We start from the raw sequence: 16,040 nt of genomic DNA, 5'->3' as shown, positions 1-16,040 counted from the left end.
CGAAGAAGTGGGGACGAGCCCCCCTTCTTACAGCGTATGCGCCGATTGCTTAAAAATGCGCCCCCTCACCTCGTAGGAAGGGAACATGTCCCAGCTTGCGCACGCGGGCGAAAGCAGCACGATATCTCCCGGCTCCGCCATGGCGGCGGCTTCCAGCACGGCTCTGTTCAGCGTCTCGGCGGCATCCTCTACAGGTTCGACGACAGCGACGCTCGTTAAACCGGCTTCTTCCGCGACTTTGCGAATCTTTTCGCGCGTCTCCCCCGAGCGCGACGACGCCCTTGACGCGATCGCGGAACAGCGGTATCAGCTCGCGATAGTCGGAGCCCCGGTCGAGCCCGCCCGCGATCAGGATGAGCGGCGCGGGCAGCGAGGATACCGACATGATCGTCGCCGTCGGGTTGGTCGCTTTGGAATCGTTGTAATAGCGCGCTTCGCGGAAGGTTCCGACGAATTCCAGGCGATGCTCGACGCCCATGAATCCTTCCAGCGGCTCCCGCAGCGCCGAGGGCTCGGCGCCTGCCGCCAGCGCGATCGCGACCGCCGCGAGCGCGTTGGCGCAATTGTGCCGGCCCGGAATGCCGAGCCGGCCGACGGGAACGATCCGCTTCTCCGCGCCGCTGCCGTCGCGGGCGACGATCCAACGCGGAGCGGAGGTGTTCGCTCCCGCTTCGTCCTCCGCATTAGCCGGAAAAGGAGGCTCGACCGATACGCCGACTTCAAGCCGCTTCGTCAGCGAGAACGGCCAATGGCGTCCGGCCGAAGCTTGACCGATCTCCGCGCAGACGGCGTCGTCCGCGTTAAAAATGGCCGTATCCCCGTCGCTCAGATTGGCGAACAGCTTCGCCTTGGAAGCGACGTAGTCTTCCATCGTGCCGTGATAGTCCAGATGCGTCTCGGCCAGGTTCAGCAGACAAGCGATCCGCGGATGAAAGTCGGTCGTTCCTTTAAGCTGGAAGCTGGACAGCTCGGCCACGAGCCAACCGCCGGGACCGATCTCCTGCGCCGCGTCGACGAGCGGACGTCCGATGTTGCCCGCCACGATCGGCGAGAGACCGGCCGCTTCCAGAAGCGCTCCGGTCCACGTCGTCGTCGTCGTTTTCCCGTTGGAGCCGGTGATGCCGACGATGGGCGCCGGAGACAGCTGCCCCGCCACTTCGACCTCGGTCACGACCTCGACGCCAAGCGCCTCGGCTTGCCGGATCGGCGCGGCCGTGTACGGAATGCCCGGATTTTTCACGACAAGCGCCGTATCCGGCGTCACCAGGTCGTCCGGATGGCCGCCGCAAACAACAGAAATGCCCAAAGCCTCAAGCTCCGAGGCTTCGGGACAGGCTTCCCTCTCTTTGCGATCGTTCGCGGTCACGACGCTGCCCGCCTGATGGAACAGCTTCGCGGCCGCGGCGCCGCTGCGGGCGAGGCCCAGCACGACGACCTTGCGGCCGCGGTAATTCGCCAGTGGCATCATAGGTTCCCAATCCCCTTATACAGAATCAGACCGATCGCGGCGAAAACGAGCCCCGCCAGCCAAAAGGTCATCACGACGCGCCACTCGGACCAACCCGTGAGCTCGAAGTGATGATGGATGGGACTCATCTTGAATACCCTTTTACCGCGCGTCTTAAACGACCCCACTTGAATAATGACCGACAGCATCTCGAGCACGAACACGCCGCCGATGACGATGAGCAGCAGCTCGGTCTTGGTCAGAATCGCGACCGCGCCGATGCCGCCGCCAAGTCCGAGGGAGCCCGAATCGCCCATGAACACCTTGGCCGGATGCGCATTGTACACGAGGAAGCCGAGCACGGCGCCGACGACGGCCGCCGAGAAAATCGCCGATTGCTGCTGCGTCGCCTCAAGCGCCACGATGGCGAACGCGCCGAACGCGAGCGCGCTTGTCCCCGACAGCAGGCCGTCAAGGCCGTCGGTGAAGTTCACCGCGTTCGTGGCCGCGAAAAAAATAACGACGACCAGTATGTAGTACGCCCAGCCGAGGTCGAGCGACCAATCCGTCCCGGGCACCGCGACCGCGGTGCTGAGATCCATCCGGTAGATGATGAAGCAGAAGGCGACGGAAACGACGAGCTGTCCGAAAAGCTTCTGCATGGCCGTTAGACCCAGCGAGCGCTTCAGGGCGATCTTGATGAAATCGTCCAGAAAGCCGACGAGGCCGAAGCCGAGGCTCGCCACGAGCAGCGCCCAGAACGGCCAGCCGCGATCCGAGAACTTCAGAAAAGCGACGGTCATCGCGAGCAGGATGATGATGCCGCCCATCGTCGGCGTGCCGCTTTTTTTCAGATGGGACTGCGGTCCGTCGTCCCGCACCTGCTGCCCGAATTTCAGCCGGCGAAGCATCGGGATGCAGAGCGGGCCGAGCAGCACGGCGAGCAGGAAGGAGACGCCGAGCGTCCAAAGCGTAGAGGCGTAGTCCATCAGCGTCCTTCCTCCTTCCCTGCAGCCAGGCGCCGCACGATCTCTTCGAGACGCATGCCGCGCGAAGCTTTGACCAACACGAGATCGTCCGGCTCCACGAGCGTCAGCAGCGCATCGGCCAGCTCGTTTTTGTCTGTGAAATGCCTTACTGTGCCGGACGGCATCGCCTGCGATGCGGCTTCGGCCGTATGGGCGGACCGCGGCCCGTAGGCCAGCAAGCCGTCGGCCTGGCCCCGCGACAGCTCCCGCCCGATGGCGGCGTGGTACGCCGCCTCGTCCGGGCCCAGCTCGAGCATGTCGCCGAGCACGAGCCATTTGCGGCGGTAGCCCCGCAGCTGCGCGACGAGCGCGATCGCCGCGCGCACGGAAGCCGGGCTCGCATTGTACGCGTCGTTCAGGACGAGCGCGCCGTTCTTCGCTTGGACCCGCTCGATGCGCATGCCCGTCAGCTTCGCTTCGGCCAGCCCGCGCGCGATGTCCGCGTCGGCGACGCCGAGCCGGCGCGCGACCGCGATCGCCGCCAGCGCGTTGACCGCGTTGTGCCGGCCGGGAATCGGCACGGCAAAGCGGGCAGCCAGCGCTTCGCCCTCGCGATCAGTCGAGCCGGGCGCGCCTGCGTCGCCGTCCGGCGCGTCCGCATCGACGCCCCTCGAAGCGATAAACGTCGCGCATTCGGCGTCCGTCGCGATATCGAGGGCGCGCAAATCGCATGCCTCGGATTCGCCGAACGTAATCGTCCCGAGCGCGCCCGGCGGCAGCGCGAGCGCCGCAAGCTCTTCGCGAAGCAGCGGCTCGTCGCCGTTGTAAATCAAAGTTCCGCCGTCCTTCAGCCCCTCGGCGATCTCCAGCTTCGCCTGCGCGATGCCGCGCCGCGAGCCGAGATGCTCCAGATGGGACTCGCCGATGTTCGTGATGACGGCGATGTCGGGCCTTGCGATGCGGGAGAGCAGCGAGATCTCGCCGAAGGCGCTCATCCCCATTTCCAGCACGAGAACCTCCGTATCGCGGTCCGCCCGGAGGATCGTCAGCGGCAATCCGATATGATTGTTAAAATTGCCTTCGGTTTTCGCCGTCCGGTAGACGGTGGCGAGCGCCGAAAAGATCAAGTCCTTGGTCGTCGTCTTGCCGTTGCTGCCGGTAACGCCGACGACCTTCGGCTTCCAGCTCGCCAGGTACGATGCGGCCAGCCGCTGCAGGGCGGCGAGCGTATCGTCGACGAGCAGCAGCGGCAGCCCGGTCTCCGACGGCAGCGCGCGGCCGCGCTGCCAAAGCGCGGCCGCAGCGCCGGCGCTCGCTGCCGTCTCTATGTAGTCGTGTCCGTCGAATCGTTCGCCCGCGATCGGCACGAACAGTTGACCGGCCCCGATCGAACGCGAATCGATCGATACGCCGGCAATATCCGGCTCCGCGCCCGCCGGCGTTCCTTGAAGCTCGGCGCCGCACCACGCGGCCACTTCGCTAAGCGTCGCTCTTATCACAGCATCGTGCTCCTTATCGCGTCGCGCGCCGTCAGCCGATCGTCGAAGTCGTGCGTCACGCCGCCGATAATTTGGTAGGTCTCATGCCCTTTTCCCGCTATCAATACTACATCCCCGGGGCCGGCCATTTCAACCGCTTTATGGATCGCCGCGCCGCGGTCGGGCTCGAGCTCGTAGCGGCCAGGGTCGACCGCGTCTTCCTTCAGTCCGGCTTCGATATCCCGCAGGATCGCCAGCGGATCCTCCGAACGCGGATTGTCGCTCGTCACGAGCAGGACGTCCGCAAGCGCGGCCGCGATCTTGCCCATGATCGGGCGCTTCGTCCTGTCCCTGTCGCCGCCGCAGCCGAACACGCAGATGACCCGTCCCTCCGCGATCTCGCGCACCGCGCGCAGCACGTTGTCCAGGCCGTCGGGCGTATGCGCATAATCGACGACGACCGCGTAAGGCTGCCCCTCGTCCACGGCTTCGACGCGCCCGGGAACGCCGGGCACCGCCTCCAGGCTCGCCACCGCGGCGTCAAGCCCGATGCCTTCGCACAGCGCGGCGGCGAGCGAAGCGAGCGCGTTGTACACGTTGAACTTGCCGACCATGCGCAGTTGCACGCTTTTGGCGCCCCGAAACGTCTCGACGTCGAACGATGTGCCCCGGGACGAGATGCGCACGTTCCGCGCGCGCACGGCCGCATCCCGCTCGATGCCGTAAGTGACGACTTCGGCCGCGGTAAGCTTCGCGAACTTCGCCGAGACGGGGTCGTCCGCGTTCAGAACGGCGTATGCGCGTTCCTCGAGACTGGCGCCGTAATCGTTGCCGAGCCTCGAAAAAAACAGCCCTTTCGCATCGGCGTACGCCTCCATCGTCCCGTGATAATCGAGATGATCCTGCGTCAGGTTCGTAAAGATCGCCGTCCGGAAGCGGGTTCCCCACGTCCTGCCCTGCTCCAGCGCGTGCGAGCTGACCTCCATGACCGCCCGCTCCGTGCCCGCGTCCGCCATGTCGCCCAGCAGACGCTGCAGCGGCAAAATGTCCGGCGTCGTCCCCGACATCGGATAGCTCGCGCCGGCGTATCTCGCTTCGATCGTGCCGATGACGCCGGGCGCTATGCCGGCATCGCTCAGCATGCGCTCGATCAAGTAGGTCGTCGTCGTTTTCCCGTTCGTGCCGGTCACGCCGATCGGTCGAAGCTTGCGCGAAGGATGTCCGTACCAGCTGTCGGCCAGCACGGCGAGCGCCCTTCTCACGTCGGGCACGATCAGCTGCGGCGCGGGCAGCGGCAGTTCCCGCGATACGACGAGCGCCGCCGCGCCGCGCGCAAGCGCCTGCGGCGCGAAGTCGTGGCCGTCGACGGTATGGCCCGGCAGGCAGAAAAACAGCTGGCCCGCCTTCACCGCTCTCGAATCCGCCTCGATTCCCAGAATCGCGACGCCGCCGTCGCCGACGATCCGATGCAGCAGCAGTTCCTTGGCTAAATCATTCAATTGCATCGCTCGTTCAGCTCCTTGGACTCCAGCAAAATGACTATTTTTGCGTTGATCGGAAATGAAAACCGTTTGATTTTCCTATGCGTACATTATCCGCCAGGACGACTTTTCAAACAAGGGCAAGGAAACACTTGGCAGCCGGGACGGCATCAATCTCGGATAAGCGCTTTTACCTGCGCCCCCCTTCGGCCTCCGCGACGGCTTCGCTTCAATCCGCGCCTTCCGATGCCGGCGCCCGCTCCCCGTCGCTTCCCAGATAAATGCGGATGACCGAGCCTTTCTGCACCCGCTGCCCGGCTTCCGGCGCCTGGCGCAGCACCGTGTCCCCCTTGCCCGAGGCGGATAGCTGAAAATTCATGTTCATGTCCTCGTACAAATCCGATACCGACTTGCCGACGAGGTTCGGCACGTTCACCATCGGCAGCTCGCCAAGCTTGTATTCCTTGCCGATCTGGTCCTTGCGCGGCTCGACGCCGAGATACGGCAGCGCGTCGGCCATGATGTTGCGGACGATGGGCGCCGCCACGACGCCGCCGAACTGGATGCCCTGCGGATTGTCGACGGCGACGTATACGATCAGCTGCGGATCGTCCGCCGGCGCGAAGCCGATGAACGAGACGATATGCTCGCTCGCCGAATACACGCCGTTAATAACCTTTTGCGCCGTCCCCGTCTTGCCGCCGACCCGGTATCCGTCCAGAAACGCGTTGCCCCCCCCGTGCCCTGCGCCACGACGCTCTCGAGCGCTTCGCGCACCTGCTTGGACGTCTCGGGAGAGATGACCTGCCGCACCAGCTCAGGCTTGATCTCCTGCAGCGTCTCGCCGGTATCCGGGTTGACCCAAGCCTTCGCGACATGCGGCTTGAACAGCTTGCCCCCCGTTGATCGCGGCGGCGACCGCGGAGATCTGCTGAATCGGCGTCACCGATACGCCCTGGCCGAACGCCGTCGTGGCCAGCTCGACCGGACCGACGTTCGCCAGCTTGAACAGGATGCCATTCTCTTCTCCGCCGATATCGATGCCGGTTCTTTTGCCGAAGCCGAAGTTTTTAATATACTCGAACAGCTTCTCCTTGCCAAGACGCTGCCCCAGCGCCACGAAGCCCGGGTTGCAGGAGTTTTCGACGACCTCCAGAAACGACTGGCTGCCGTGTCCGCCCTTTTTCCAGCAGCGAAGCCTCGCGCCGCCGACCTCGACGTATCCGGGATCGTAAAACGACTCGTTTTTTAAATTGACTTTGCCTTCCTGAATGGCGGCGGACAGCGTGATGATCTTGAACGTGGACCCCGGCTCGTACGTCATCCAGATCGGCAGGTTGCGATTGTACACTTCCGGCGCGACTTCCTGATAGCGGTCCGGCTGGAACGTCGGCCGGCTGCCCATCGCCAGTATCTCTCCCGTCTTCGGGTCCATCGCGATCGCGATGACGTCCTTCGCCTGATACTTGAGCATCGCCTGATCGAGCTCGCGTTCCACGATCGACTGGATTTTCTGGTCGAGCGTCAGCTGCAGCGTCAACCCGTCTCTCGGCGGCTGGTAGGCTTCGGAGGAATTCGGCATCTGGCGGCCGGCAGCGTCCGTCAAAAACGAGATGTTCCCTCGCGTTCCCGACAGCAGCTGGTTGTACTGCTTCTCCACGCCGGTAAGGCCGCTGTCGTAGCCGGTGATGCCAAGCACCTGCGCGGCCATCGTACCGAACGGATAAAAACGCTTGTTGTCTTCCGCCACATAGATGCCCGGCAGCGCCAGATCCCTGATTTGCTGGGCCAGCTCCAGCGTAATCTTGCGTCCGCCCGGACGGAGATTAACGTTGCTGACCTTTTTCTTCAGCAGCTCAAGCACCTTTTCCCGGGTCATGCCGATCAGCGGCGCGAGCTTGCTTGCCGTCCCTTCCTTGTCCTTCACCTGCGCCGGCACCGCGTATACGGTCGGCGAACTGACGTTGTAGGCAAGCTTGATGCCCGTGCGATCGGTGATCGTCCCTCGCTTCGCTTCGAACGGAATCTGGCGGCGCCACGATTCTTCGGCCTGCTCGGCCAGCTTGCCTCCCTTGACCAGCTGCACGTATGCGAGGCGCGCGATCAGCGCCGTGAATCCGATCCCTACCGCGAGCAGCGCCAGCAGCAGGCGCCGCCTTACCGTCACTTGCGAGATTCTCACGCAGGTCAGCCCCCCTCCCCGGAATATCGGTGCGTTACTCCCACCCTATTCCATGGAGAAGGGGCTTAGAACAAGCTATGCCTGTCCGGCCGGACAAAGCCAAGGCGCAAGACGCTTCAATCGCCCGCTTCCTCCAACGCGCTGTCGTCAACCTCAGCCGCGTTGTCGCCCGCGTCTGCGTCTGCGGCTGCGGATTCATCCTGCTTGCCTGCCGAAGTCTGACCGCCTGTCGGTTGGACGGTCGTGCCGGCCGGCGGCTCCAGCACGATCGCGATCGACAGCTTGCCGCCGTCCCGGTTCGCCTGCTGACCGGAAACGTAGCCTTGACCGGTCGCCGTGCAGGAAGCCCCGAGCAGCGAGCACATGTCAAGCGCGTCGCGCAGCGACAAGCCCTTCATGCTGGGTACGCTGCCGAGCGTTTTTTCCGTCATCAAATATACGTGCTGCGAAGTCGGGAGAACCGCGCCCGGCTTGGGCAGCTGCGAGACGACCTTGTCGCCCTTCCCGAGCACGATCGCGTCGAACCCGCTGGTTCCAAGCTTGCTTTTCGCCTGGGCCGCGGTCATGTCCTTTACGTCGATCACCTTGGCCGTGACCGGCGCAGGCGTCGCCGATGCGTTATCCTTGTTCTTTTTGTCGGCTTCCGCATCCTTCGAGGGAGTCGGCAGGACGCCGAGATGAAGCAGCGACTTTTGCATGATTTCCTTAAAGATCGGCGCCGCGCCGGAGCCTCCGCCGAGCGTCTTGTCTTCGGGCTCGTCGACGAGCACGTACAGGACGATCTTCGGATCCTCGACGGGCGCGTAGCCGATGAACGATACGACGAATTTGTCTTCGGCGTATACCCCGTTAATTACTTTTTGCGCCGTGCCGGTCTTGCCCGCGATCCGGTAGCCGTCGATGTAGGCGTTGCGGCCCGTGCCGATCTCTCTGTCGCTGACGACCTGCTCGAGATACTCGCCGACCTTTTTGGACGTCTGCGCCGAGATGACCTGGCGGATGACCTTCGGCTCGGTCACGACCTTTTCGCCGGTGTTCGGATCCGAGACCGACTTGATAATGTGGGGCGTCATCAGCTTGCCGCCGTTCGCGACCGCGGCGACCGCGGCGACCTGCTGAATCGGCGTGACGGACACCGCTTGCCCGAAAGTCGCGGCCGCGTAGTCGCGTTCCCATGTCAGCTGCGTCGTGCCGGCGATCTCGCCCGCAAGCTCGATACCCGTTTTATGCCCGAACCCGAAGTTGTCGATGTACTGCTTGAACTTTTCTTTGCCCAGCTTCTCGTAGCCCAGCTTGACGAAGGCGACGTTGCTCGAACGCTTCAAGCCTTCGAGATAGGTAATCTCGCCCCATCCGCCCCGTTTGATGTCGTTGACGGGCTTGGACTTCGGGATCGCCACGCTGCCGGACATGTACTTGTCGTTCGGGTTGAACAGTCCTTCCTGCACGGCGGCCGCCAGCGTCATGATTTTAAACGTAGACCCCGGTTCGTAAATGGACTGCACCGCGTTATTCTTGAACGCGGACTGGTCCTTGGCGTAATCCCAATAGTTGTTCGGATCGAAATCCGGCAGGCTGACCATGCCGAGGATGTCCATCGTCTTCGGATCGGCCGCGATCGCGGTCATGCTGAGCGGACGGTACTGCGCATAGGCCGTTTTCATCGCCTGTTCCATGTAGTACTGAATATCCCGGTCGATCGTCAGCGTGACGTTTTTGCCGTCCACCGCCTGCTTGGCTTCGATCTCCCCGTCGGCAAGCTGCGTTCGCTTGCCGTCCTTCTGATAGGTAATGGAGCCTTCCTCGCCCTTGAGCTCATCGTCGAGCGTCCGCTCGAGTCCCATTTTCGCGACGCCCTCTTTGCTCACGTAGCCGAGGATCTGAGAGCCTAGCGAGCCGTTCGGATAGTAACGCTTCTTGTCTTCGACCAGATAAATGCCGACGTCCTTTTTGCCGGTCAGCTCGCGCAGCTGATCGCGGAAGGCGGTCAGCCTGTCGGCGACCTCCTTGTCCATTTTCCAGCCTTCCGGCTGGACCTCGCGCTGCACGTAGTAGACGCCCTTTTCCGTCTTGGCGTCCATGATCTTGCGGATCTCGGCCTCCGGCTTGCCCAGAATATTGTTCACCTTCGCCGCGATCTGGTCGATCAGCTTCCAATCGGGATGGCCGGCGTCCAGCTCGTGGATGACCTTCGGGCTGAGCGCGAGCGTGTACGCCGCCGCATCCGAAGCCAGGACGGCGCCCGACCTGTCGGTGATCGTGCCGCGTTCCTGGACGAGCTTCTTCGTCGTCACCCACGTATTGCGCGCCTGCTCCGCCCAGAACTCCGCATGCGCGACCTGGACCCAATAGATACGCCCCCATAAAGCGACAAACAGGAGGGTGATTAGCCCTCCCGCCAGCAGCGTGCGCAGTTTGATTCGTTTCGTCATGTCCCTCACCTTCCGTTCACTCTCGGGCGATCGCCCGCATGCATGATTCTAGTCTCCTTTGGCGGACAGCGTGATCGGCTTTTGGCCGTTGGGCTGGACAAAACCAAGCTTGGTGGCGAGATCGTTGATTCTCGCAGGATCTCTCAGCTTGTCCACTTCGCGCTGCAATTCCTTCGATTGATCGACGCTCGTCTCGTACTCGTTCGTAATTTTTTGAATGTCCCGGTTCATCTCGTACAATCCTGCGTTGCGGTACAGAATAAGCCCCGCGACGGCGACGAAGACGAACACGGTCAGCAAATACAACAGCTTTTCTCCGACGGGAATGCTTTTGCGGCGAACTTGGGACGCCGTCTGCGGCGCCGCGGCGCGCTGCTGTTTTTTGGGCTCCGGCTGACGCTCCTCGCGAACCGCCAGATTGCCATAATATCGCATGTACCTTGCTCCCCCCGCGCTTGGATGTCTCAAGCTTTTTTTATTTGAAATAGCGGCAAACCGTCTTCCGCAACAAAGCGCGGATGTTAGCTTCGCTCGTCCGGCGCTTCCGGATCCAGCTTCTCTGCGACTCTAAGCTTGGCCGAGCGCGCCCGGTTGTTCAGCTCGAGCTCGGCATCCGAAGGCACGATCGCCTTGCGCGGCGTCAGCTTCAGCCTGCCTTCGCCCCAGACGGTCACCGGAAACCCCGGCGGACTGATGTTGGCCGGCACTTCCTTGACGAATGTCTCTTTGCAAATCCGGTCCTCCAGCGAGTGAAACGTAATGACGGCGATGCGTCCGCCCGGGGCGGCGCAGTCGATCGCCTGCTCGAGCGCGTCGCGAAACGCCTCCAGCTCGTCGTTGACCGCGATTCGAATCGCCTGAAAGGCGCGCTTCGCCGGATGGCCCCCCCGTGCGCCTGGCGGCGGCAGGGATCGCGGTTTTAACCAGCTCGGCGAGCTGCGCGGTCGTCTCGATGGGCGTCTTGGCCCTTGTCTCTACCAAATGGCGGGCGATTTTGCGCGCGAACTTTTCCTCGCCATAGTCGCGCAGGATTCGCGACAGCTCCCGCTCGTCCCACTCGTTCACGATCTCTCGCGCGGTGAGCGGCTGCCCGCGGTCCATGCGCATGTCGAGCTCCGCGTCATGATTGTAGCTGAAGCCTCTGTCGGCTTCGTCCAGCTGCGGGCTCGATACGCCCAGATCGAACAGGATGCCGTCTACCTGGGGCACGCCGTCTTTTTCCGGTACGCCCGCTTGCCGCAGCGCGTCCGCGAGATGCCGGAAGTTGCTTTTCACCAGCGTCACGATGTCGCCGTACGGCGCCAGTCGCTCCCGCGCATGGGCGAGCGCGGTGTCGTCCTGATCCAGACCGATGAGCCTGCCCCCGGGGGCGAGACGCGAAGCGATCAACTCGCTGTGTCCGGCTCCTCCCAAGGTGCAATCGACGTAGATGCCGTCTTTGCGGATATTCAGACCTTCTACCGCTTCTTCTTTAAGCACGGTGATGTGGTGGAACAAAGTATGGCCTCCCGGCAACCCTCGCGGTCATGCTTGCGGTTGCTTCTGTCTATGTAGTGGTGATGTGTAAACGAACTTCAAGGCTACGCGACGGTCGTCCATGCGCTTAGAAATGAAAATCGAAATCGACCAGCTTCTCCGCGATCTCGTTGAACGATTCCTCGGAGGCATGACTGTAGGCTTCCCAAGTCGCCTTGTCCCAAATCTCCACTCTCGTGGATACGCCGATAATCGTGCATTCCTTGTCCAGCTTGGCATAGTCTCGCAGGTGGCTGGGCAGGTTGACCCTTCCCTGCTTGTCCCATTCGCCCTCGGAAGCGCCGGAGAACAGCAGCCGGGAAAAAGCTCTCGCGTTGGCCGCCATCGACGGCAGCGCGCGAAGCCGCTGCTCCAGTTGCGCCCACTCTTCGCGGGGATAGACGAACAAGCAATTGTCGAGCCCGCGGGTGACGATAAAGTCGGCGCCCAGCGCGTCGCGAAATTTAGCGGGAATAATGATTCGGCCTTTGTCGTCGATCGAATGCTGATATTCCCCTAAAAACATGACCGCTGCGCACCCCCTCCATATTCCACCACTCGGCCCCACTTTAAACCACTTATGATGACTATTCGCGCAAAAAAAAAGAAATCCTGCTTCGATAGCAGGATTTCCTCAAAATATTTTAGGTTATTAAAAAAATCGTCATTATTCGTGTCCGGCCCAGCTGTCCAGGTACGATTTTTGCTCTTCGCTCAGGGTGTCGATCGAGATGCCGAGGGATTCCAGCTTCGCTCTCGCCACCTGTTCGTCCAGCGCGTACGGCACCTTGACGACCTGCTTGCCGATCGACTCGTAATTGTCGTTGACGTAGCGCAGGGAGAGCGCCTGCAGCGCGAACGTCATGTCCATGATCTCCGCAGGGTGGCCGTCGCCGGCCGCCAGGTTCACGAGGCGCCCTTCGGCGAGCACGTAGATCTTGCGACCGTCCTGCAGGCGATACTCCTCGATGTTGCGGCGAACGGTGCGCTTCGACACCGACATCGCCTCGAGCTCGACGAGGTTGACCTCGACGTCGAAGTGGCCCGCGTTGGACAGGATCGCGCCGTCCTTCATCTGCGCGATATGCGCGCCGGTGATGACGTCCCTGTTGCCCGTGACGGTGACGAAAAACTCGCCGACTTTGGCCGCCTCCTCCATCGAGAGCACCGTGAAGCCGTCCATGTAAGCTTCGACCGCCTTGATGGCATCGACTTCGGTGACGACGACGTTCGCGCCCAGCCCCTTCGCGCGGAGCGCCACGCCTTTGCCGCACCAGCCGTAGCCGTTCACGACGACCGTCTTGCCCGCGACGACCAGGTTGGTCGTGCGATTGATGCCGTCCCACACCGATTGGCCCGTGCCGTAGCGGTTGTCGAACAAATATTTGCAAAACGCGTCGTTGACGGCGACCATCGGGAACTGCAGCGAGCCGTCCTTCTCCATCGCCTTGAGGCGCAGGATGCCGGTCGTCGTCTCTTCCGCGCCGCCCCGGATGCCCGGAAGCAGGTCGCGGCGCGTCGTGTGAAGCATCGTGACCAGGTCGCCGCCGTCGTCGATGATGAGATCCGGCTTCGTCTCGAGCGTCCGCTCGAGCAGACTGTGATATTCCTCGGGAGACGGGTTGTACTTGGCGAACACGGCGATGCCGTCCTCGACCAGCGCGGCGCAGACGTCGTCTTGCGTGGACAGCGGGTTGCTGCCGGTAATCGCGACTTCGGCGCCGCCCGCCTGGACGACCTTCGCCAGATAAGCCGTCTTCGCCTCCAGATGGAGCGAGATGGCGACCTTCAGCCCTTTGAACGGTAGATCCTTGGCGAACTGCTCGCGAATCCGGTTCAGCACCGGCATATGCGCCTGGACCCAATCGATTTTCAGTTTGCCCTCGGGGGCCAGCGACGGATCGCTTATGATGCTGGACAGCGTCGTTTTCATGAACAACAAACCTCCTGGTGTCGGCCGCCGGGCTCGGCCTGCTGTTGGACCATCAAACGATGGCCGCCCGTGACGTCGAACGGAATGCAGCGGAGGGCGGATAGCCAGCCCATGCCGTAGCGGTTAATAAAATGAACGATGCCGTAGACGCGTTCCTGCGGCTGCCCGAGCGGACGGAGCGAATGCAGCATCCGGTCCCATTGGCGCAGCGAGGACTCGTGACGCCCCGCCAGCGCGCCGTTCGTGCGCTGCTCGAGATAGGCGATCTGCTCGAGAATGAGCGCCAGGTTGCTCTCGCCCAGCTTGACGAGACCTTTGTCCACCTGGGATACGGTCTCCAGCACCGGCGCGTACAGCTCGCCGAATCGGGCCTTGACCTCGGCGAACCGGCCGCCGATGTCCCAAGTGTCCTGCGCGGCGAGCCAATCCCGCTTGAGCCGCTCGCCGTCCGCGGCGATCTGCTCCGCGCTGACGCCGTACCTGCCCAGCAGCTTCTCCACCTGCGGTTCGAGATAAGTGAACGACTGCCGCGGCACGATGACCGGCATCTCCAGCCCGAACGCCGCGAAGGACGGTCCGAGCGACGCCCAGTAGGCGATCTCGGAAGGGCCGAGCACGGTGGCGAGCACGGGAAGCAGGTAATCTTGCATGAGCGGCCGCGAGAGCGCGTTGTTGCTGAGCTGATCCGGGCGTTCGGCGGCCATCCGCAGCAGCTCGCTTCTGTCGTAGGAGAGTCCGCCCTTGCGGTCCTCGAAACGGTCGCCCTGCCTGAAGAGCAGCGTGCGTCCCTGCTCCGCGTGCACGAACAGGTTGGCGCCGTCCGGCGCGGACTCCGCCTGAATGGGGTAGCCCAGCCGCTTGACGGCCTCTTCGCCCGCGGCGAGCGCGGCGCTCAGGCGCTCGCTGCCCGTCACGAGCTCGCCGAACATGCCGCCTTCGAGCCGGCGGATCGCCGGATCGTCCGCGTCCAACAGGACGAGGCCGTCGTCCGCGAACCAATCGGACAGCAATCTCGCGAACGCTAGCGTCAAGGTCGGCGCATCGCTCGCATATAATCTGATTTGCCGAAGCAGATTCGGTTTAAATTCGGTATCAGGGAGCGTCAGCGCAAGTTCGGTGAGCGCGATCTCCCAATCGACCGCGGACAGCGGCGTTCTGCTCACGGCATGGCGGGGCCCTTCCGGCCGGCCCAGCTTGACCTTGCGCGGTTCGCCTTCGCCCGGCGAAACGTACAAATGGTTGGCTTCTTCGAAGTCGTGATCCTCGCCGGCGATCCAGAATACCGGCACGACCGTCCTGCCCAGGCTGCGCGAAGCGTGCTTAGCCGCCTGAACGACGGTCAGCGCTTTGTAGGCGATCAGGAGCGCGCCTCCGAACAGCCCAGCCTGCTGGCCGCCGACGACGGCGAGCGCGCCTTCGCCCGCCAGCGCCTGAATGTGCTGCAGGACGAGCGGGCTCTGACTCGGGCTCAGCCGGCGCTGGTAATCCAGCAGCGCCTCGCCGAGCCGCCTTCTGTCGGCGCGGCCTCCCGCGCCTTGATCGAGCCGCGCGGCGCGCCGGCTCCAAGCTTCTATATCTTTGCAGTGGGCGCTTCCGAACAGCGCGGCGACCTGGTCGTCGCCGCGCCTGTATGCTTCGGAGAGAGACTGCGCCGTCCCGTCATTAAAGGGAGTCGTATTCATCCCGGACATCCTCCCGTCCGAATGGTGTCATTCTCGATTGTACATGAAGCGGCCGGATATCGTCAAAGAAAGAAGGAGGAAGAAATATGCCTTTGCATTGGCGCATTCTGAACGCGGCCGGCTGGCTCGGCGTCGTCGCGGTCAACGCGGCCGCCGCCACGGGCGGCCTGCTCGGCAAATCGTCGGGCGAAATCTCCGACCAGGTACCGACGCTCGTCACGCCCGCCGGCTATGCCTTTTCGATCTGGAGCGTCATTTATTTGCTGACGCTCGGCTATGTCGTCGCCGCCTTTTTGCCGAGCCGCCGCGGAGACAAGACGATGGGGGCGACGGCGCCCTGGTTTTTCGCGAGCTGCCTGTTCAACGTCGGCTGGCTGTTCGTCTGGCACTCGGAGCGCTATACGGCGTCCGCGTTCGTCATCGTCGGCCTGCTGCTTACGCTGGTCGGCGCCTATCTCTCGTCGAGACCCGCCGCGCGCGTCGCGCACGACCGCGCCGGTTTTTTCCTGATCGCGCTCCCCCTTCTCCGTCTATCTCGGCTGGGTGACGGTCGCGACGATCGTCAATATCTCGGTCGCGCTGCGGGCGGGCGGCTGGGACGGCTGGGGCGTGCCCGACCGGACCTGGGCCGTGGCGCTGTTCGTCGTCGCCGCGCTGCTCGCGGCGCTGGCCGCTCTCAGGGACAAAGATCCTTGGTACCCGCTGACGATCGCCTGGGCGCTCATCGCGATCGGCGTGAAGCAGCAATCCGCCTCGCAATTGGTCGCCGTCGCCGCCTGGACGGCAGCCGGCATCGCGATCGCAGCCGCGCTGTTCAAGCTGCGCGGCGTCGCGGGCCTTAAGACGCGAAATACGTAACGGGCATGTCGGATCTGCGATCGTTCCGCCCGCACGTCAACGACTCGCTCCTCGCTTCGGCGAC

The 16,040-nt window shown here is 63.3% G+C and carries 9 protein-coding genes and 3 pseudogenes; 1 reads left to right on the top strand and 11 read right to left on the bottom strand.

The genetic code is table 11. The features are described from left to right. Positions 1 to 27: 27 nt before the first annotated feature. From murD to bshC, 11 genes and pseudogenes are all read right to left on the bottom strand, one after another. A pseudogene (murD, locus tag OMP40_RS24705) lies at positions 28 to 1,468 on the bottom strand (UDP-N-acetylmuramoyl-L-alanine--D-glutamate ligase). Beyond that, positions 1,465 to 2,436, bottom strand: a complete 972-nt coding sequence (gene mraY / locus OMP40_RS24700) for a phospho-N-acetylmuramoyl-pentapeptide-transferase (protein WP_277535378.1) — start codon at positions 2,434 to 2,436, stop codon at positions 1,465 to 1,467. The pseudogene murD and the gene mraY overlap by 4 nt, the downstream one beginning before the upstream one ends. Next, complete coding sequence (locus tag OMP40_RS24695) at positions 2,436 to 3,914, bottom strand: UDP-N-acetylmuramoyl-tripeptide--D-alanyl-D-alanine ligase (protein ID WP_277535377.1); 1,479 nt, start codon at positions 3,912 to 3,914, stop codon at positions 2,436 to 2,438. Before OMP40_RS24695 ends, mraY begins: the two co-directional genes overlap by 1 nt. Continuing rightward, positions 3,911 to 5,398: a UDP-N-acetylmuramoyl-L-alanyl-D-glutamate--2,6-diaminopimelate ligase gene (locus OMP40_RS24690; protein WP_277535375.1), complete on the bottom strand. Its 1,488-nt coding sequence runs from the start codon at positions 5,396 to 5,398 to the stop codon at positions 3,911 to 3,913. The genes OMP40_RS24695 and OMP40_RS24690 overlap by 4 nt, the downstream gene beginning before the upstream one ends. A 205-nt stretch (positions 5,399 to 5,603) precedes the next feature. After that, positions 5,604 to 7,556: pseudogene (locus tag OMP40_RS24685) on the bottom strand (stage V sporulation protein D). 116 nt (positions 7,557 to 7,672) lie between these two features. Further along, entirely contained in the window at positions 7,673 to 9,988 is a 2,316-nt protein-coding gene (locus tag OMP40_RS24680) for a penicillin-binding transpeptidase domain-containing protein (protein WP_277535371.1), read from the bottom strand. A gap of 48 nt (positions 9,989 to 10,036) precedes the next feature. After that, positions 10,037 to 10,423 (bottom strand): cell division protein FtsL, encoded by a 387-nt coding sequence (ftsL2, locus tag OMP40_RS24675; protein ID WP_277535369.1) that lies wholly within the window; start codon positions 10,421 to 10,423, stop codon positions 10,037 to 10,039. 86 nt (positions 10,424 to 10,509) lie between these two features. After that, positions 10,510 to 11,485 (bottom strand): annotated as a pseudogene (gene rsmH, locus OMP40_RS24670) (16S rRNA (cytosine(1402)-N(4))-methyltransferase RsmH). A gap of 106 nt (positions 11,486 to 11,591) precedes the next feature. After that, the gene (gene mraZ / locus OMP40_RS24665) at positions 11,592 to 12,029 is read right to left on the bottom strand and encodes a division/cell wall cluster transcriptional repressor MraZ (protein WP_217596143.1); all 438 of its coding nucleotides are present in this window, start codon (positions 12,027 to 12,029) and stop codon (positions 11,592 to 11,594) included. Positions 12,030 to 12,170: 141 nt separating this feature from the next. Further along, positions 12,171 to 13,436 (bottom strand): adenosylhomocysteinase, encoded by a 1,266-nt coding sequence (locus OMP40_RS24660; RefSeq protein ID WP_277535366.1) that lies wholly within the window; start codon positions 13,434 to 13,436, stop codon positions 12,171 to 12,173. Then, positions 13,433 to 15,118 (bottom strand): bacillithiol biosynthesis cysteine-adding enzyme BshC, encoded by a 1,686-nt coding sequence (gene bshC, locus OMP40_RS24655; RefSeq protein ID WP_277535364.1) that lies wholly within the window; start codon positions 15,116 to 15,118, stop codon positions 13,433 to 13,435. Before bshC ends, OMP40_RS24660 begins: the two co-directional genes overlap by 4 nt. Positions 15,119 to 15,204: 86 nt before the next feature. Between bshC and OMP40_RS24650 the strand changes: the two genes are divergently transcribed. After that, positions 15,205 to 15,960, top strand: a complete 756-nt coding sequence (locus OMP40_RS24650) for a TspO/MBR family protein (protein WP_277535362.1) — start codon at positions 15,205 to 15,207, stop codon at positions 15,958 to 15,960. Positions 15,961 to 16,040: the final 80 nt, after the last annotated feature.

Origin of the sequence: Cohnella rhizosphaerae (assembly GCF_029525575.1) — a bacterium.
Classification (GTDB): Bacteria; Bacillota; Bacilli; order Paenibacillales; family Paenibacillaceae; genus Cohnella; species Cohnella rhizosphaerae.
The sequence above is the reverse complement of the archived record's forward strand: the minus strand, read 5'-3'. Positions and strand labels throughout refer to the sequence as shown.

What these genes read in the sequence shown, in the direction of transcription:
- mraY (WP_277535378.1), bottom strand. Translation starts at nt 2,436, where the DNA reads ATGGACTACGCCTCTACGCTTTGGACGCTCGGCGTCTCCTTCCTGCTC.
- ftsL2 (WP_277535369.1), bottom strand. Translation starts at nt 10,423, where the DNA reads ATGCGATATTATGGCAATCTGGCGGTTCGCGAGGAGCGTCAGCCGGAG.
- OMP40_RS24680 (WP_277535371.1), bottom strand. Translation starts at nt 9,988, where the DNA reads ATGACGAAACGAATCAAACTGCGCACGCTGCTGGCGGGAGGGCTAATC.
- mraZ (WP_217596143.1), bottom strand. Translation starts at nt 12,029, where the DNA reads ATGTTTTTAGGGGAATATCAGCATTCGATCGACGACAAAGGCCGAATC.
- bshC (WP_277535364.1), bottom strand. Translation starts at nt 15,118, where the DNA reads ATGAATACGACTCCCTTTAATGACGGGACGGCGCAGTCTCTCTCCGAA.
- OMP40_RS24660 (WP_277535366.1), bottom strand. Translation starts at nt 13,436, where the DNA reads ATGAAAACGACGCTGTCCAGCATCATAAGCGATCCGTCGCTGGCCCCC.
- OMP40_RS24690 (WP_277535375.1), bottom strand. Translation starts at nt 5,398, where the DNA reads ATGCAATTGAATGATTTAGCCAAGGAACTGCTGCTGCATCGGATCGTC.
- OMP40_RS24650 (WP_277535362.1), top strand. Translation starts at nt 15,205, where the DNA reads ATGCCTTTGCATTGGCGCATTCTGAACGCGGCCGGCTGGCTCGGCGTC.